13 protein-coding genes are annotated in these 18535 nt (G+C 41.5%); 11 read left to right on the plus strand and 2 right to left on the minus strand.

Annotated elements, in window-relative coordinates; translation table 11 throughout:
* Positions 1–331 precede the first annotated feature (331 nt).
* The 3 genes from ACYSNU_RS06280 to ACYSNU_RS06290 are packed head-to-tail and all read left to right on the plus strand — an operon-like array spanning position 332 to position 4155.
* Positions 332–946 (plus strand): YesL family protein, encoded by a 615-nt coding sequence (locus ACYSNU_RS06280; protein WP_461736339.1) that lies wholly within the window; start codon positions 332–334, stop codon positions 944–946.
* Complete coding sequence (locus ACYSNU_RS06285) at positions 939–2663, plus strand: sensor histidine kinase (RefSeq protein ID WP_461736340.1); 1725 nt, start codon at positions 939–941, stop codon at positions 2661–2663. Before ACYSNU_RS06280 ends, ACYSNU_RS06285 begins: the two co-directional genes overlap by 8 nt.
* Positions 2656–4155, plus strand: coding sequence for a response regulator (locus ACYSNU_RS06290; RefSeq protein WP_461736341.1), 1500 nt, complete (start codon positions 2656–2658; stop codon positions 4153–4155). Before ACYSNU_RS06285 ends, ACYSNU_RS06290 begins: the two co-directional genes overlap by 8 nt.
* Positions 4156–4467: 312 nt before the next feature.
* Here ACYSNU_RS06290 and ACYSNU_RS06295 read toward each other — a convergent pair whose 3' ends face one another.
* Both ACYSNU_RS06295 and ACYSNU_RS06300 read right to left on the minus strand, forming a co-directional pair.
* Positions 4468–6612, minus strand: a complete 2145-nt coding sequence (locus ACYSNU_RS06295) for a GH92 family glycosyl hydrolase (RefSeq protein ID WP_461736342.1) — start codon at positions 6610–6612, stop codon at positions 4468–4470.
* Positions 6605–7642 (minus strand): GntR family transcriptional regulator, encoded by a 1038-nt coding sequence (locus ACYSNU_RS06300; protein WP_461736343.1) that lies wholly within the window; start codon positions 7640–7642, stop codon positions 6605–6607. The genes ACYSNU_RS06295 and ACYSNU_RS06300 overlap by 8 nt, the downstream gene beginning before the upstream one ends.
* Positions 7643–7801: 159 nt before the next feature.
* On the opposite strand from ACYSNU_RS06300, the gene ACYSNU_RS06305 reads away from it, so the two are divergent.
* The 8 genes from ACYSNU_RS06305 to ACYSNU_RS06340 all read left to right on the plus strand — a co-directional run bounded on the left by ACYSNU_RS06305 (position 7802) and on the right by ACYSNU_RS06340 (position 18458).
* A complete protein-coding gene (locus tag ACYSNU_RS06305; protein ID WP_461736344.1) occupies positions 7802–9091 on the plus strand; it encodes a glycoside hydrolase family 125 protein in 1290 nt (429 codons plus the stop codon).
* Positions 9092–9121: 30 nt separating this feature from the next.
* Positions 9122–11794, plus strand: a complete 2673-nt coding sequence (locus ACYSNU_RS06310; RefSeq protein ID WP_461736345.1) for an alpha-mannosidase — start codon at positions 9122–9124, stop codon at positions 11792–11794.
* Between the two features lie 5 nt (positions 11795–11799).
* On the plus strand, positions 11800–12660 hold the full coding sequence (locus ACYSNU_RS06315; RefSeq protein ID WP_461736346.1) for an ROK family protein: 861 nt from the start codon (positions 11800–11802) through the stop codon (positions 12658–12660).
* A 236-nt stretch (positions 12661–12896) separates the two neighbouring features.
* Entirely contained in the window at positions 12897–13595 is a 699-nt protein-coding gene (gene yycF, locus ACYSNU_RS06320) for a response regulator YycF (protein ID WP_461736347.1), read from the plus strand.
* 3 nt (positions 13596–13598) lie between these two features.
* Positions 13599–15434, plus strand: coding sequence for a cell wall metabolism sensor histidine kinase WalK (gene walK / locus ACYSNU_RS06325; RefSeq protein ID WP_461736348.1), 1836 nt, complete (start codon positions 13599–13601; stop codon positions 15432–15434).
* Complete coding sequence (locus ACYSNU_RS06330) at positions 15431–16723, plus strand: YycH family regulatory protein (protein ID WP_461736349.1); 1293 nt, start codon at positions 15431–15433, stop codon at positions 16721–16723. Before walK ends, ACYSNU_RS06330 begins: the two co-directional genes overlap by 4 nt.
* The gene (locus ACYSNU_RS06335) at positions 16724–17596 is read left to right on the plus strand and encodes a two-component system regulatory protein YycI (RefSeq protein WP_461736350.1); all 873 of its coding nucleotides are present in this window, start codon (positions 16724–16726) and stop codon (positions 17594–17596) included.
* Positions 17597–17651: 55 nt separating this feature from the next.
* A complete protein-coding gene (locus ACYSNU_RS06340) occupies positions 17652–18458 on the plus strand; it encodes an MBL fold metallo-hydrolase (RefSeq protein ID WP_461736351.1) in 807 nt (268 codons plus the stop codon).
* Positions 18459–18535: the final 77 nt, after the last annotated feature.

Consider the following 18535-nt stretch of genomic DNA (forward strand, 5'->3'; position numbering starts at 1 on the left):
TAAATTAAGTAATACTGTAGGTTTTAACTATCTTTATGAAGCAAGCTGACTTATCGGCTGCTGCGGGAAATTCATTGGCAAATTCCCGCAGTAGCCGGTCAATCGGCGAAAAAACACTATTAGCTATTTGTAAATAGCTAGAGACTATGACATTAGTTAAAACAGAATTGAACTTGATGAAGATTATCGAGTTAGAGCTGCTTGATAATATGAATTTGCGGCGTGGACTTATTGAATCACAAAAGCAAATACAAGATTGTTCGGGATTGCATCTGTTGAAAGGCTTGTGTCACAGTCTCTGGATATTTCGAAGAACAATGGAGGGAACAAAATGGAAAGCAGCGGTATTCAACGTCTTTTTTATGTATTGTGGATGATTATTAAATTGAATTTGTATTTTATCCTATTTTCTCTGATGGGCGGGATTTTGCTAGGTGTCGGACCAGCCTTTCAAACGATGAACGACTTATTAGCAGAACACGGCCTCAACTATCAAGAGATTACTTTTAAAAAATTTTTAGCCGGCTGGAAAATGAATTTTAAACGAGGCAATCAGCACTTTCTCTTATTTTTTGGAATCATTAGTCTGTTAAGCTACAATTTGTACCTGTCAGTACAAATTCAAGGACTGGTGTGGCTGGTGATTGATTTTGCCTTGTTTTTTACCATTCTTTTAGTCAGTGTGTTATTTATCTATGTCACGCTTTATCAAACCAGCTATGACATTTCCCTTTTAAATGTGGTAAAATTAGCTTTCGTTAGTGTTTTTTTAAACTTTGGGACTTTTCTAAAAATTCTTTTTGGTGTTGTCAGTATCCTGTTTATCACTTGGCTTTTCAAAGGATTGGTACTTTTTGCTACCTTTGCTTTATTGATTATTTGGAGCGGCTATGCCACCAAAGAAAGTCGAACATTAGTAGAAAGAAAGTTGGCGGCTCATGGGTAAATGGTGGCCTCGATTTGGCAAAAAAAAATATTTAATGAATCGTTTGATGCAAATTTACAGCCTTCTGTTAGTGGGAATCATCCTGCTAATGGTGGCTGCTTTGTGCGTTTTTACGACGGATTCCAATTACAAAAAACTGCAGGCGGAGATGGTCATTTTAGAAAACCGGATTAACAGCTACGTGATGGATAAGGACAATACTATGAGCTTTTTATATATGGAATTGGCTAGTTCCAACACGGCAATTGACAATGTCCGTAAGTATTTAACGCTGTCTCCTTCAGAGTATTTTACCTACACTGAAAAATTTTGGGAGGAGTACCAAAAAGATACCAGCATCTCTTCAACGGTCAGCGGCTTGTTTACAGCCTTTCCGGATTTAGACGAGCTGTATGTCACTCTGGAGGATTCGCAAAATTATCTGAAGGCTGACCGGATAAATCACAACGGCGTCAAAGCACAGGGGGAAATCGCCCCTTCCGGTGGTTTTATTGTCAATCGACCGATTATTGATCAATACACCTCACAAATTGTCGGGCAGATTTACGGAGTCTTTTCAGAGGCGGCTGTTTTAGGAACTTTTGCTGAGACCATGGTGACAGAAGGAATTGACGCTTATATCTTTGATGCCGCTGATCAAGTGATGTTTTCTTCACAGCATCAGGTTTCTGCAAATGAGTACCAAGCGTTGCTGACGGGCATTCAAGAAGATGTGATTCCAGCAACTTTTAAGAAAAAATATTACGTACTGGAAAAAGAAACCAGTAAAAATAATTCCTATGTCTTAACTGCCAGTAAAAAGGTTTTGTGGACAAAAAATCTGCAAATTTTTAATCTAATTATTCTCTTGGGGACGGCGTTAGCAGGGATTTTACTCTATACATTGAAACGAACTTTTAATCGCTACTTCCAGCAAATTGAAACGATTGTCGGCATCACCCACAGTGTTGCCGAAGGAAATCTAGCTGAGCGCATTGATGTCGCACAAGTTCAAGATGAGCTATTTGATCTCTCCGAAGCGATTAATTTTATGATTGCAAGCTTAGATCAATACATCAAAGACAATTATGAACTGGAAATTAAACAACGGGATGCCCACATGCGGGCGTTGCAATCGCAAATCAACCCGCACTTTTTATACAATACCTTGGAATATGTCAGAATGTATGCCTTAAGTAAGCAACAAGATGAACTGGCGGATGTTGTCTACGCCTTTTCTGCATTATTGCGAAACAATACCACTCAGGAGAAAACCACCTCTTTGAAGAAGGAAACATCTTTTTGCGAAAAATACGTTTATCTTTATCAGATGCGCTATCCTGATCGTGTAGCCTACCGCTTTACGATTGCGCCGGAACTAGAGGAATTAATTATTCCTAAATTTAGTTTGCAACCTTTAGTGGAAAATTATTTTGTTCATGGCATTGACTACACCCGCAATGATAATGCCATCAGCTTAAAGGCCTTTTTTGAAAAAGAGGATATTGTCATCAAGGTGATCGATAACGGTAAAGGTATGAGTCAGCCAGCTTTGAGCCAGCTACAAGAAAAATTAGCGGCAACAGAGGCACCGCTCACCACTTCGATTGGCCTCAGAAATTTCTATGAACGGCTGCAGCACTTTTTCGGTGAGGCTTTTACTATGACCATCAATTCCGAATTGGGACAGGGAACAACCATCACCATTCGTATCAAAGGAGGGAAACAGCTTGTATAAAGCCATGCTAGTTGACGATGAATACATGATTTTAGAAGGGCTTAAACAGATTATTCCTTGGCAGGATTTGGGGTTTGAGATTGTTAAGACTGCCCGTACCGGTCGTGAAGCGTTAGAATATCTCAAAGAGCAACCGGTGGATTTAATAATCAGCGATATTACGATGCCAGAATTAAGCGGCATTCAAATGATTAGTGAAGCCTACGCTTTAGGCTATGATTTTTCAGCGGTGTTTCTCTCAGGCTATCAAGAATTTGAATACGTCAAAGAGGGCATTCGCTTAGGGGTGAAGGACTATTTAGTCAAGCCGGTTGACAAAGAAGAACTGACGGAAATTGTCAAAAAAATTCGTCAGGAACTAGACGATAAACAATATCGTAAAGAACAGGAAAAATTGTATACAGAAAGTTCCATCAGCCGCTGGTTAAATGATGAACTCAGCGAGCATGAATTCTTTGAACTAATGGATAACTTAATGCTGAAAACTACCGGTCCTTTTACTGTTGTGAAGATAACGGGAACAGCAAAAGAGCTGCTGCTTTTGATGAAGGAATTAAAGCTTAAGGGGCAAAAGCTTTTGATTACTAGCGGGCCTCAGCAAGACCAACAGCTGACAATTATTTTTCAAGGGGCAACCACTGGCTTTAAGCTCTTTTTAGCGGATTTAAAACGCCGGTTCAACGAAAACATCATTATCTATCCAGGGGAGACCGTTCAAGACTGGGAAAATGTGTATGAAAGTTATGAAAAGGTTCTGCAGATTGAAGAGCTGAACCAATTCTATCCTGAGCTTTTGCCAAACCAGCATTTAGACATGCTGGAGGAAATGACCGAACCAGAATTTTCCTTTTTCGGTTTTAATAAGTCCTTAATGATTGGCGATGCCAAGACGATTCAACAGGAGCTGGATAAAATTTTTGCAGAGGTGCAAAGTCAGCATCTGCGGCCAGAAAATGCCCGCTACATTGCCTTTTTATTATTTGCGGATATTTCTCGTCAATATCCGGTGATTACTAAAGCGGTCTATGAGGCGACGATTCAAAAGATTCGCAGCAGTACGACTCTATATCAACTGAAAAAGGTCTTAGAAGAACTTTTGCAGCTGGTTAGTGAACAACCGGTGGAAAAGCAGCTGTCTGAGGTAAGTCAGCAGGTAATTGAAATCGTTCGAAAAAACTACCAACAAGAGCTCAACTTGAAAAATGTCGCAGATGAATTACACTTAAATGCAGTTTATTTAGGTCAGCTCTTTAAAAAAGAGCTTCATAGCAGCTTCGCCCAGTATTTAAACCAAGTTCGAATTAAGCGGGCCCAACAGCTATTACTCTACAGCAATCAAAATATCAATGAAATTGCGGAGGCAATTGGCTACAACAATACCAATTATTTTTCCAAGATGTTTAAAAAACTCAATGGTATTACGCCAAAGGAATTTAGAGAACAATATCTAACGGATTATTCTGAAGTCAAACAAGAGGGAAAATGGTTGTGAAACTCTGGGGAGAAATCTGATAAGAACAATAGATTGAAGCGAAGGGCAGCTGTTTAGTTTTTGAAACGGTAGGATATTAGGGACAAGAAATTTTTCTTGAAAACAAGTTCTGTGTTACAGTCAGTTTCTATGCTATAGCCAGCTATTGAGGGCCAAGCCCATGGTATTTTGTCACAAGAATCTAAAATAGGCGCAGCATTATAAAAATCAAAAAGCCGAAGACTTTATCAAATTCCGCAAGAGGGCCATCTAAAGGCCCGCTGTAATCAGGAACTGTCGCTAAAGTGCTCGGCTATTTTTTTACAAAAAATATTAATTTTGAGTCAAGGAGAAGGGATAATCTGCCGCTTGATAATTCAGCGGATTTGGCACAATTCCCAGTTGGTATTGAATGTCACCACCGGCCATTAAGTCCTCATGACTGAAAAATAATTTTTGATAAGGTTGATTATTTCGCAGTGTCTGGTGGATAAATTGTTGCTGCGGCTGATTGGGAGTTGCACTAATTGTCAATTTTTTGCCATTAGATAAATGTACGACCGCTTTTTTTACTAGCGGCATGCCAATCACATATTCACCGGTGCCAGGAGTGACTGGATAAAAGCCCAGCGAGTTAAAGATGTACCAAGCTGAGGTGCTGCCATTATCCTCGTCACCGGGATAGCCGTCAATCCCCGCACTAAAACATTCTGTTAGTAAATTTTTGATTAAGGGCTGGGCCATTTCAGGACGGCCCACATAGCTAAACAGATAAGGATAGTGGAAGCTCGGCTGATTTGAAATCGCCAGCTGACCAAATTCAATGGCGGCCATTTCACTCATCTCGTGAATTTCAAAACCGTAGCCGGCAACATCAAATTTTGGCGCTTGATTGCATAGAGTAATTAATTTTTCAGTAAAGGCAGAGGGACCGCCCATTTGCTGGGCTAAACCGGCAAAGTCTTGGTAGACAGCAAAGCTGCTTTGCCATGCACTGCCTTCGGCATAATCTTTGCCCCACCGAATCGGTGAAAAATCAGCTCTGAAGTTTCCTGCTTGGTCTTTGGCCCGCATCAAGCCGACCTTCGGATCAAAAATATTGCGGTAGTTTAAGGCTTGCTCCGCATATTTTTGAGCGGTCTCCGTCTCCTGCAGAGTTTGAGCCACTTGACTGATACAAAAATCACTGTAGGCATAATCTAAAGTATGGTTAACCGATTCATGATAAGTGCTTGGCACGTATCCGTATTTTAAGTAATCCAGCGTCCCTTGGCGGCCATAATTAGTGTTGTCGCTTTGCACCGTCGCACCTTTTTTCATCGCTTCTAAAAAATGAGGCATTAAATCTGGGCGAATCTTTTTAACAGCCGCATCGGCAATCACGGCATCAATCAAAGTACCAGGCATTAGTCCTCGTTCATCCGGAGATAACCATTTTGGTAAAAAGCCGGTTTCTTGATAACTATTTAAAAAACCCACCAGCATATCAGCGAATTTTTCTTGAGCAATTAAAGAAAACAGGGGATAAACCGTTTTGTAGGTATCCCAAAAGCCATTATTGGTGTATAAACTGCCGGCTCTGACTTGTCGGCCCACTGTATCATAGTGGATTTTTTTGTTGTCTGCATCTAGCTCATAAAAAGTCTGAGGAAACAAGAAAGTCCGGTATAAATTGTGATAAAAGGTTTTTGTATGAGTTGGATCAGTATGCTCGACTTCAATTCGCTTAAAATAAGACTGCCATTCTTCTTGGCTCCTTTGACGGAAATCAGCTAAGGTAAGTTCTTTTTCCCTTTCAAGATTGAGCTGAGCCTGCTCTTGACTGATAAAGGAAGTCGCTAAATGGATAGATTGTTTTTGAATAGTGCCAAAAGCCAAACTAACCAAAGTTTGCTCTTCTTGATTTTTTTTAGTCAGCGCCACAATCGGTTCAGAAAAATGGAAGGTCAAATAAAAAGTAAAATCTGGGTCTTCACAGCCGCTAAAATTGACCAGGCTAGCCCGCAACTCATGATCATTAATTTGTTTTAGGTCTTTCAAGCCTGGAAAAGTCAGGAGCAGATTATTTTGCTCTTCTGAATAATTAATTTCAAGGGCAGCGCCATACATGCTCGGCACTAGCGTTGAGGTAATATTGTAACGCAGCTGCTGAATAATAAGTTGATAGGGAGCAAAGGTCGCCTCTTCTGGACGATAGGAACTTTGTGCGTGAAACAATGAGAGCTCGCTTAACTCTCCACTATAAGGTGTCATAAGAAAATGACTAAAATCTCCCATCCAAGGACTTGGCTGATGGGTCAAGCGGTAGCCTTGAAAGATGCGGTCATTGGGATGGAACCACCAACTGCCTTTTTGATCCGTCGTTTGCGCTGCAAAATAATTCATGCCAAAGGGGACGCCAGTATAAGGCAGGCAATTTCCGTTTGAAAAGCTGTGCTGATTAGCTGTTCCGTGGCGGGTATCAATTGTTTCAATCATGTATAAGCTCCTTTGTCGATTGACGTGTAATTAAATGAATGGGGACTTTTTGACTGACTGGTACTTGACCAGTTGTAATCCAAGTAATGAGGGCTTGACCGGCCAGCGCCCCGATTTCCTTAAAATTTTGCGAGATGGTGCTGAGACTAGGATCAACCAAGGCCGCGGCTTGAATATTATCAAAGCCAATCACCGACAGCTCCTCCGGTAATTGAAGCCCCCCTTGTTTTAAAATCCGCATCGCTTCAATGGCCACCAAATCATTTTCGCAAACTAGGGCGGTAATCTGATTGGTTGTGACATATTCCAAAAGATTGTTTAAAGTTGCCCGCTGATCTTCTAAAGTAGTATGGAAGCTCAGCTGATGTTCATTCGTGCTGCGAATGTAGCCGAGATAGCGCTGGCGGGTTGACTGGGGTAGCCGGTCATTGCCAAAGATATAAGCAATTTTTCGATGTCCTAATGCAATCAAGTAATCGCAGGCAACTTGCCCACCGGCTGAGTTATCAGAATAAATTGCCGGCAGATTTAAATCATGCAGCTGCTTATCCAAGATAATTGTTGGAAATTGTTTTAGTGACAGTTCAAATAATAAATCTAAATGCTGATTTTCATCATCAGCATAATAAATCAAGCCGTCGAATTCTTGGGTAATTTCGTGGGCATGATGGCTCGTTAGAAAATCAAAATTGGTCATCATCACTTCGAATTTTTCTGCCTGAACAATCGGTAGTAGGCCTTCTGAAAAATTACCTAAAGAAAGGTCATTGGAAAAAGGCAGCAAAAATAAAATTCGTTTGGTGGTTATTTTTTTTTGTGTGGTTTTTTTAACGAAACTACCTTTGCCGCGGGTCCGTTCAATCAACCCCAGCTGCTCCAGTTCGGTCAACGCCCGCTTAGAAGTAATGCGGCTAACCTGATAGCTATCGGATAATTCTTTTTCGGTAGGCACTTGGCTACCCGGCTGTAAGGTTCCACTGAGAATCTTTTCTTTTAGATCATTTAAAATGGTTTGATATAAAGGTTCCATAGCTCCTCCTATTTGATATATCATATTTTCTATCTTATCACATTTATTTTTCCTGTAAATACCCAAAAAAACTTTTTTGAAAGCGTAGACAAAGTGATTTTTCTATCGTATAATCAAAAACGAATTAATGATATATCAAATTATGGAGGATTTAATAAAATGGCTTACAAAGATATACCAAAATCAGTTGAGAATTTTATGCAAACAATTACTGAAAAATGTGGGACAGAGCATGCCGATTGGGCAGAAAATTTTAATGCAGCCTTTGCCAACACCCTGTTAACGACTGTTAAGCGTCAAACAGACGGCACTACTTTTTTATTAACCGGTGATATCCCAGCGATGTGGCTACGGGATTCAACCGCTCAAGTTCGTCCCTATTTAGTAGTCGCCAAGGAAGATGAAGAATTAGCCGCGATGATTGCCGGTCTAGTGAAGAAACAATTTTTCTATATCAATATCGATCCTTATGCTAACGCCTTTAATGAAACGGCCAATCACGCTGGACACCAAAGCGACCACACTGAGATGAACGATTGGATTTGGGAACGGAAATATGAAATTGATTCCCTTTGTTATCCTGTGCAGCTAGCTTATCTTGTTTATAAAAATACTGGCAGAACCGACCAATTCAATGAAGATTTCCTTGAAGGAGTAAAAAAAATCCTAACCGTATTTGAAACGGAGCAAGATCACAATCAATCACCTTATGTGTTTGAACGGGATACCACACGCCAAGAGGATACTTTAATCAATGACGGCCGAGGTGCTAAAGTAGTACCCACTGGGATGACTTGGTCTGGCTTTAGACCAAGTGACGATGCCTGTCAATACGGTTATTTAGTGCCTTCCAATATGTTTGCCGTTGTTATCTTGGGTTATTTAGAAGAAATTTTTAGTCAGCTAATCCCTGATGAAGCGTTAATGATTAGAGCAAGAAAATTGAAAGAAGCTATTCAAGCCGGCATAGAAAAATTTGGCCACACGAAAAATCAAGCGGGTGAAACGATTTTTGCCTATGAAGTTGATGGACAAGGGAACGCTACGGTGATGGACGATAGCAATGTGCCGAATTTAATTTCAGCCCCTTACTTAGGCTATGGTCAAGTCGATGACGAGACTTATCTGGCTACCAGAAAAACTTTATTGAGTCCAGAAAACCCCTATTTTTATAGCGGCAAATTTGCCAGCGGAATCGGTTCCTCCCACACACCGGAAAATTATGTCTGGCCGATTGCCTTAGCTATGGAGGGGATGACTACCAAGGATAAAAATGAAAAAATCCGCATTTTAAATCAGTTGGTAGCAACCGATGGCGGAACTCATTTGATGCATGAAGGCTTTGATGTGAATGATCCTAATCAATACACCCGTGAATGGTTCTCTTGGGCCAATATGATGTTTTGTGAATTGGTGATGGATTATTTTGATATTCGCGTTGAAAAATAAGAAAAAATTAAAGACAGCAGGAGCTATGATATGAAGAAAAAAGTTTATATTATTTCCCACAGCCACTGGGATCGTGAATGGTATATGGCCTACGAGCAGCATCATATGCGCTTAGTCCAATTGATGGATGACTTATTGGATTTATTTGAAACGGACCCAAATTTCAGCAGCTTTCATTTAGACGGGCAAACAATTATTTTAGATGATTATTTAGAAGTTCGCCCTGAAAGACGAGCAGAGGTACAGCGGGCAATTGACAGCGGCAAATTACAAATTGGCCCCTTTTATATTTTGCAGGATGACTTTTTAATCAGTGCTGAATCCAATGTGCGGAATATGCTGATTGGTATGGAGGAAAGCAAAAAGTGGGGGACGCCGGTGATGCTGGGCTATTTCCCAGATACTTTTGGTAATATGGGTCAAACTCCGCAAATGATGCAACAGGCCAATTTACAAGCAGCGGCTTTCGGTCGGGGAGTGAAACCAATTGGCTTTGACAATGAAGTGCTAGCAGATAATTATACTTCCCAATATTCTGAAATGAATTGGGAAGGTCCTGATGGTAGTAAAATTTTTGGTTTGTTATTTGCCAACTGGTACAGTAACGGCAATGAAATTCCTGCCGAAGCGACAGCCGCTAAACTTTTCTGGGACCAAAAACTTAAAGAGGCTGAACGCTATGCTTCAACCAATCATCTGTTGATGATGAATGGTGTTGATCATCAACCGGTTCAAAAGGACATTTCAAAAGCGATTGCTCTGGCGAATCAATTGTATCCAGATTATGAGTTTATTCACTCAAACTTTACGGATTATCTAACGGCTACCCAACAAGATTTACCGGCAGACCTTGGCCAAGTTAGCGGTGAATTAACTAGTCAAGAAACCGACGGCTGGTTTACTCTGGCCAATACAGCTTCTGCAAGAATTTATTTAAAGCAGTGGAATACTTTAGTCAGCCGTCAATTAGAAAATATCACGGAGCCCTTAGCGGCGATGGCCTATAGCGTGACGGGTGAATATCCCCATGACCAACTGGACTACGCTTGGAAAACTTTGATGCAAAATCATCCCCATGATAGCATTTGCGGCTGTTCAGTCGATGAAGTTCATCGGGAAATGCTGCCCCGCTTTGAAAAAGCCAATGAAGTTGGCAAATATTTAGCGACAGAAGCCACTGATCAATTAGCTGGAGCCATTGATACGAGCAAATTTCCTGTAGACAGTTTTCCATTTATTGTGTTCAATACCGCCGGCTCTAAAAAGCACGGCGCAGCACAAGTCGACATCGAAATAAAACGTATCACCTTTAAGGAACAATATCCGTCTGAGGGTTATCAAACCCTAGCCGAAGAAAAGAACAAAAGCTATCAGGTAATCAATGCTGAAGGAAAAGTTGTGCCGGCCGTTATCAGTGAAGCGCAGATTCGGTTTGATTACGATCTACCAAAAGATCGTTTCAGAATTCCCTACATGGAAAAATATGTGACTGTGACCATTGAAATAGCAGAATTGAACGCTTTTTCCTGGGAAACCTTTGCCTTAGTGGAAGGGCAAAACCAACTGGCCAGCCCGGCTATCGTTAAAGAAAGCGGCCGAGTTTTAGAAAATGATCAAGTAAAATTGACTGTTGAAGCAGATGGTTCTGTGAGCTTAAAGGATAAACAGTTGAATCGGAAACTGGAAAATCTGCTGGTTTTTGAAGATGTTGGTGATATTGCCAATGAGTATATTTTTAAACAACCAAAAAATGATCAGGCCATTTTATCGACGTCCTTTGAACATCATATTGAAGTAGTTGAAGACACGCCTTTGCGCGGTAAAATTCGCTTGACCCATGAGCTGGCAATTCCAAAATCCGCCGAAGATTTGTTGACTTTAGAACAGCAAATGGTCGTTGATTTTCGTTATCGAAAGGCTCAGCGTTCGCAGGAGTTAATGCCGTTTACTTTAACTACTGAAATAACCCTTGAAGCTGGCAGCAAGAGAATCAATTTTGAAACTAAAGTCAATAATCAAGCCAAAGATCATCGGCTGCGGGTGCTTTTTCCAACGACGATTCAGACGCAAACCCATGAGGCAGACAGTATTTACGAAACTGTTGCTCGTCCAAATCAAGTTTCAAAAAATTGGGAGAATCCGACTAATCCACAACATCAGCATGCCTTTGTTAATCTCCATGATGAAAACTTTGGTGTAACAGTTTCTAACTTTGGTCTGACAGAATATGAGATTGTCGAGGATACAATTGCGGTGACTTTATTGCGTTGTGTCGGTGAATTAGGCGATTGGGGTTATTTCCCAACACCGGAAGCTCAATGTCTGGGCGAGCAGACTTTCAGCTATGGGATTGAGTTACATGGAAAACCGGCCAGCCGCTACGCTACCTATCAACAGGCCCATAATGTCCAAGTGCCATTTGTAACGGCACAAACAGAAATTCATGGAGGAAACTTAGCGACTGCAGAGCAATTTTTGGAAATTGATGGCCACTTATTTGAAGTGACGGCGTTGAAACGACGGAAAAGTGATCAGGCTTTAATTTTGCGGGGCTATAATTTAAGTGCTCAAGAGGCTGCTGTAAAAATTGAAAAAAATGGCCACCAACCTGTTCAACTATTGAATTTATTGGAGGAGCCGTGGGGCGATTTCACTGAAAACTTGCGCCCCTATGAAATTAAAACAATTGAGATAAAGGAGTAAGTCAGATGTATTTTGGCGGTATTGAAGCTGGCGGGACCAAATTTATCTGTGCTGTCAGCGATAAAGAACAGAAAATTATTGATAAAGTGAGTATTCCGACAACCACGCCTGAGGAAACCTTGGCGCAAGTATTTGCTTTTTTTCAACAGTATCAGCTTGCAGCCATGGGGATAGGTTCCTTTGGTCCAATTGGCATTAATCCCGAACAGGAGAATTACGGCTATGTTTTAGCGACCCCCAAGCCCGGTTGGAGAGATTTTGATTTTTTAGGCAGCATCAAAGCCCGTTATTCGATTCCGATTGTCTGGACGACAGATGTCAATGCCGCAGCCTTTGGCGAATTGAAGCAGGGAGCCGCTCAAGGAAAAAAGAGTTGCTTATATCTAACTGTCGGCACTGGGATTGGTGGCGGCGTCGTGATAAATGAGAAAATTTTCTCTGGCATCACGCATCCAGAGCTGGGGCACATTCATGTGAAGCGCCATCCCGATGATGATTATGAAGGAACCTGTCCCTATCATAAGGACTGCTTGGAGGGGCTGGCAGCAGGTCCAGCTTTGGAGGCAAGAACAGGTATTAAAGGGCAAGACTTACCGGAGGACCACCTAATTTGGGAGTTGCAAGCTTATTATATCGGTCAAGCATTGATGACCTACGTTTTATCACTTGCGCCGGAAAAAATTGTCCTTGGTGGTGGCGTAATGAATCAAGAGCATATGCTAATGAGAATTCGCCAAGCCTTTGTCGCTCAGATGGCAGGCTACGTGGAAACGCCAGCAGTGGAAGACTATATTGTTCGCTGGGGCTTACCGAATGAAAGTGGTATTATCGGCTGTTTGTTATTGGCTGAGGATGCGTTAACCTAAAAATAAAGTTGAGAGAGAAGCTGCCACTTTTTTCTCAACTTTTTTATTTGCTTGATAATAGAGAAAATAAAATTTGAAGAGTGCTAGCAGCTAGTATAAAAATTTTTTGCCTGACTTCTTAATATTTCATTTATCTCAGGCGACAGATTTCTTGAACTAATGAAAGAAAGTCTAAAATAAGGTATAATTAAAACTAGCGTGACAGAATTTGAGAATAAATATGAGGTGACCCAACTATGAAAAAGATTTTAGTCGTAGATGATGAAAAACCAATTTCAGATATAGTGAAATTTAATTTAACTAAAGAAGGCTTTGAAGTCAGCACCGCTTATGATGGCGAAGAAGCATTGGAAAAAGTCAAAGAAGTAGAACCGGATTTAGTTTTGTTGGACTTGATGCTGCCGAAAATGGATGGCTTAGAAGTGGCGCGGGAAATTCGCAAAACCTATGATATGCCAATCATTATGGTGACTGCTAAAGATTCCGAAATTGATAAAGTTTTAGGTTTGGAATTAGGAGCGGATGATTATGTCACAAAACCATTTTCTAATCGGGAATTAATTGCGCGAGTGAAGGCGAATCTACGGAGAGGTGCAGTTGCTAAAGAAGTCGACAATGGTCAAGGTGAATTGGCAATTGGTGATTTGACAATTTTACCGGATGCCTACATGGTGACCAAACGCGGCGACACGATTGAGCTGACCCACCGGGAATTTGAATTGCTGCATTATTTGGCTAAACACATCGGTCAAGTGATGACTCGGGAGCATTTATTACAAACTGTCTGGGGTTATGATTATTTTGGCGACGTGCGGACAGTTGACGTAACCGTCCGTCGTTTAAGAGAAAAAATTGAAGACAATCCAAGTCATCCGACGTACTTAGTGACGCGCCGTGGCGTTGGCTATTATTTACGGAGTCCAGAACAGGAGTAGGCGATGCAAAAAAGAGTGCGTTTTTTTCAGTCGGTTAACTTTAAGATTGCCCTGACGTTTATTTTGATTTTAGTGATTTCAATTGAAATTATCGGAGCCTATTTTATCAGTAATTTGGAAAACACCACCATCACATCTTTTTATAATGACATGAACCAGCGGACTTCGGCTTTAGCATCCAACGTTGGCACTGTTTTAAACAACAGTGAGAGCGGCGAAAATTTTGATGATTTAAGCAGCGAAGTCCAGCAGGTCATTAATAATATGAATATGACCGATATCATTGAAGTACGGGTCATCAATGCCGAGAGTACGATTCTAGCCACTAATGAAACTAGTGGAACTAGTCTAGTCGGGCAGAAAAATGATTATGCCGTCTTAAATGATTTTGATGTTCTCAATGAACAGCAGGTGGATGAAAATAATGAACGGGTCTATATTAATGTTTACCCGATTCAGTCTAACGCCGGCAATCTTGGGGCGGTCTATATCCGAAGCAATGTTGAAAGCCAGTATGCTGAAATCAGCAAAACAGCTTTTATTTTTTTTAGTGCGTCTTTAATTGCGGCGGTGATTTCAATTATTGTGGCCTTGTGGGTCTCCCGCTCGATTACCCAGCCGATTGAAGAGATGCGGCTGCATGCAATGCGGGTTGCCAATGGGGATTATTCTGGTCGAGTACAAGTTTATGGAAAAGATGAGTTGAGTCAGTTAGGGGAAAGCTTTAATCAGCTGTCAGAGAGAATTGAAGAGACCCAAGATTCGATGGAGGCCGAGCGCAATCGTTTGGATAGTGTCTTGACCCACATGACTGACGGGGTTATCGCCACTGATCGTCGAGGCACAGTTATCACGATTAATGAAACGGCCTTGTCATTATTAGGTATAACCAGTGAAGAAGCTGTCGGTGAATCCATTTTAACCTTACTAAATATTCAAGAGGATTACAGTCTGCGGCGTTTATTGGAAGAAACCAAAGACTTATTATTAGACCGCTCAGAATCTGACCGGCGGGAAAACCAATTGATTTTAAAAGTCAATTTTTCGATGCTCCGTAGAGAATCTGGATTTATCAGCGGCTTGGTAGCGGTCATTCATGACGTTACCGAACAGGAGCGGACAGAACAAGAGCGGCGGGAATTTGTTTCAAATGTGTCTCATGAATTGCGGACACCGTTAACTAGTATGCGCAGTTATATTGAAGCGTTGAGTGAAGGTGCTTGGCAGGATGAAGAAGTGGCCCCGCAATTTTTAAAGGTCACTTTAGAAGAGACGGATCGGATGATTCGGATGATTAACGATTTGCTGGATTTGTCCCGTATGGACGTGGGGACCAACACGACACTGCAACGGGAATTTGTTAATTTCACTGAGTTGGTCAATTTTGTCTTGGACCGCTTTGATATGATGGTCAGCAGTCAAGAAAAGGAATACGTGATTCGCCGGGAATTCACCCAAAGAAATTTATGGGTGGAAATTGATACCGATAAGATGATTCAAGTCATCGACAATATTATGAACAATGCGATTAAGTATTCGCCAGATGGCGGCACGATTACCGTGCGTTTAATCGAGACCCACAACAATATTATTTTCAGTGTGTCTGATCAGGGCTTGGGAATTCCCCGCAAGGATTTGGGACGAGTTTTTGATCGTTTTTATCGGGTGGATAAAGCAAGGGCGAGGGCTCAGGGGGGAACCGGTCTGGGATTAGCCATATCCAGAGAAGTTGTCAAAGCCCATGGCGGCTCCATCTGGGCAGAAAGCCAAGAAAATCGGGGCTCAACCTTTTACATTGCGTTACCTTATGAGCCTTATGAGGAGGATTGGTGGGAATGAAACTTTCAGATAAATTAATTCGTTTGGCGTTAGTCCTGCTGATTGCCCTCAGTATTTTCTTGTCCTATAATATTTGGCTCAGCCCAGCCAATACCAGCAGCGAGACTCGGAATACTGCCGTCAACACAGAAAATCAAAATAGCCGAAATGCTGATGACGTCTTTCTACCTTTGAAAATGATTCAGTTGGTGGATGGCGTAGCTAGCGGCAGTCAAAGTGAGACTGCCATTGGCCAAATTCATGATTTACTCTCGACGAATATTTTTGGCGAGCTGACGTTAGAAACTAGTGATGATGAAAATTTTGTTAGCAGCCAAATGATTCAAAACGGCTTGGAATTCAGCTATCAAGGGAGCTATTTATTAAGCGATTATCTAGCAACTTTTAAAATCGAGGCAGATAACAGCGAAGAGAGCGAAGGATTTTATTTTTCTAAAGTCCAGCTAGATTTTGACAATCAAGTTGCGAAATTTGTCAGCTATGGGGAGAATGCCTATATGCAAATGGCTTTCTCAGGTACAGCGAGCAGCTATCAACAGATTTTAGACGGCAATAGTTTGAATTGGACAGCTGTTAGTTTGGATGAAACTTCGACGACGGGGCAATACAACAGTAGTGAAACGATTGAGTTGAGCAACTATAGTTATATTTTATCCACTCAGTCTTCCACGTTATTTAGAAATGCTTTTTTCCAAGACCCTAGTGATGTGACCAACGAGAGTGCCACGACCTTTATCAGTGGTCAGGAGCGTTTAGAAATTGACAGTGACCAACAGCTAGCAGAATTTCATGGCGAACTGCCGGTTACCGATGGATTAACGGATGAATTTAATCAAAGTTTTGCTTACATTTCTAAGCTAGGCTCAAATGTCGGCAATTTGCGTTATTTTGATCGGGAGGATGAACAGCTAAACTATCGGGTTTTTGTGGAAGGCTATCCGGTTTTTGGTCAAAATTGGCAGGGCTTGGTGGCTGTTGAGGTGGAGGATAATCCTTTAGAGGATAATTTATCGGTCTCCATCAATACAAGTACCCGCACGATTCAAGTGCCAATTCCGACAGATGAAACGGAAATTTTACCCAGCACGGAAACTGTTCGCAATGAAATACAAGCGGCAGGTGGCGATTTGACGTTAGCTACTTCGGTGATTATCGGCTATACTTGGGAAGCAATTCGTGACGTTGATCGGGTGGTGGATTTAAAACCGGAATGGTATATTCGCTATGATAAAAAGTGGTATTCGATGCGGGAATTGCTGGATACATTAGCAGATGCGGAGGTGAACTAAGTGAATTTCAAACGAATTGAGATTGTTTTTGTGATTGCTTTTATCGGCTTGAATTTATTTTTGTTCGCTTTGTATCGCAATAATACCAATGCCTTAGCAACTGCCACCAACACACCGCAAACAGAATCAATCGAGACTTTACTGAGTACGAATAACATCACCTACTCAGGAGATTTTTCTCGGGAGAAAATGGAAGGTTATTATCTCAGTGGAGAACAAACTAGTTGGCCTGAAGCCTTAAGACAATTGCGGGAAGAAAGTGGCAATACGGATTTATTTACCCGCACCAGCATGACGGACAATGTCTTGACCAACCAGTTGACCAATCCACAAATTGTCAACACCGATGAATTGGCAGACGGAATTGTTGCTTTTATTGCCCAAAGAAATCTCGTCCCCTTTGGAACAGATTATACTTACCAAGAAGACCTCTCAACCTTTAGTGATGAAACGAATACGGCGATTGCCAGTCAAAGCTATGAAGGTATTTCCTTTTTTGATAGCAGCGATCCGACAGCTCAACTGGAATTAACTTTGACGGAGAGCAGTGACAATGAAACGTATCGCATTGATAGTTATCGTGTGACTCATATCAGCAATATCGAAACCTTGCGGGAGCGGATGGAATTGATTTCTGAGCGGGAGGCTGTGGCGACTTTATACACTAATAGTCGACTGCCGCAAGATTCCGAAATTTTATGGACTAAATTAGCATACTCCCGCATTATTCAATTGCGGGAAAAAAGTGTTTATGTGCCGGTCTGGTTTGTAGCGGTCAGTCGCAGCGGTGAAACTGGCATTCAATATGAGAGTGTCAATGCCATCAGCAACTCAGTCATTACAAATTCCAGCTTAACAGTGGTAGAAAGTTAAGGGAAAGCCGTGTATAATGAGTCCTGAACCAAAGCGGAAGGAAGTTTTTTTGAACATGAAGCAAGCAGCAGCTTTTCAAGTGAGTGTCTTAGCCAGTGGCAGTACCGGCAACTCCTTATATATTGAATCAGCCGAAAAAAAATTCTTAGTAGATGCCGGTTTAAGCGGCAAAAAAATTACCAGTCTCTTAGCCTCTGTTGGTAGGAATCCCGAAGATTTAGCCGGCATTTTTGTGACCCATGAGCATCGTGATCACATTCATGGCGTCGGTGTTTTAGCTCGCAAATATAAGCTGGACATCTATGCCAATGAAAAAACTTGGCAGGCGATGGACGGCATGATTGGCAATGTGCCATTAGAGCAAAAAAATATTTTTGAGATGGGCAAAGTTCTGACCCTTGGCGACATGGATATCGAGAGCTTTGGTGTCTCCCATGATGCGATAGCGCCACAGTTTTATCGTTTTTACAAAGATGGTAAATCTTTTGTGATTTTGACGGATACCGGCTATGCCAGCGACCATCTGCGAGGTGTAGTCAAGGATGCGGATGCTTATTTAGTTGAAAGCAATCACGATTTAGAAATGCTGCGGATGGGGGGCTACCCTTGGAGTTTGAAACAGCGGATTTTAGGGGACAAAGGCCATTTGTCGAATGAAGATGGCGCCTTAGTGATGACAGATATTTTAGGGGACCGCACAAAGCGCATTTATTTGGGTCACTTGAGTAAAGAAAACAATATGAAAGAACTCGCTCATCTGACAATGGAAAATACCTTGACCGAAAAAGGTCTAGGAGTCAATTATGATTTCCGGATTTACGATACCGATCCGGATGAAGCGACAAGTCTCTTTGCAATTTAACAAACGCTGAATGATTAGCCAGCCAACCTGTTAGCTTAGTTATGCTAACAGTTGAGCTGTGTCATTCAGCGTTTTTT

The organism is Enterococcus sp. LJL120 (assembly GCF_054871765.1).

Excerpts from the sequence above, each read along its gene's own strand:
- ACYSNU_RS06330 (WP_461736349.1), top strand. The coding sequence starts at position 15,431 with ATGAAACTTTCAGATAAATTAATTCGTTTGGCGTTAGTCCTGCTGATT.
- ACYSNU_RS06340 (WP_461736351.1), top strand. The coding sequence starts at position 17,652 with ATGAAGCAAGCAGCAGCTTTTCAAGTGAGTGTCTTAGCCAGTGGCAGT.
- ACYSNU_RS06280 (WP_461736339.1), top strand. The coding sequence starts at position 332 with ATGGAAAGCAGCGGTATTCAACGTCTTTTTTATGTATTGTGGATGATT.
- ACYSNU_RS06300 (WP_461736343.1), bottom strand. The coding sequence starts at position 7,642 with ATGGAACCTTTATATCAAACCATTTTAAATGATCTAAAAGAAAAGATT.
- ACYSNU_RS06305 (WP_461736344.1), top strand. The coding sequence starts at position 7,802 with ATGGCTTACAAAGATATACCAAAATCAGTTGAGAATTTTATGCAAACA.
- ACYSNU_RS06315 (WP_461736346.1), top strand. The coding sequence starts at position 11,800 with ATGTATTTTGGCGGTATTGAAGCTGGCGGGACCAAATTTATCTGTGCT.
- ACYSNU_RS06310 (WP_461736345.1), top strand. The coding sequence starts at position 9,122 with ATGAAGAAAAAAGTTTATATTATTTCCCACAGCCACTGGGATCGTGAA.
- yycF (WP_461736347.1), top strand. The coding sequence starts at position 12,897 with ATGAAAAAGATTTTAGTCGTAGATGATGAAAAACCAATTTCAGATATA.
- walK (WP_461736348.1), top strand. The coding sequence starts at position 13,599 with ATGCAAAAAAGAGTGCGTTTTTTTCAGTCGGTTAACTTTAAGATTGCC.
- ACYSNU_RS06295 (WP_461736342.1), bottom strand. The coding sequence starts at position 6,612 with ATGATTGAAACAATTGATACCCGCCACGGAACAGCTAATCAGCACAGC.
- ACYSNU_RS06285 (WP_461736340.1), top strand. The coding sequence starts at position 939 with ATGGGTAAATGGTGGCCTCGATTTGGCAAAAAAAAATATTTAATGAAT.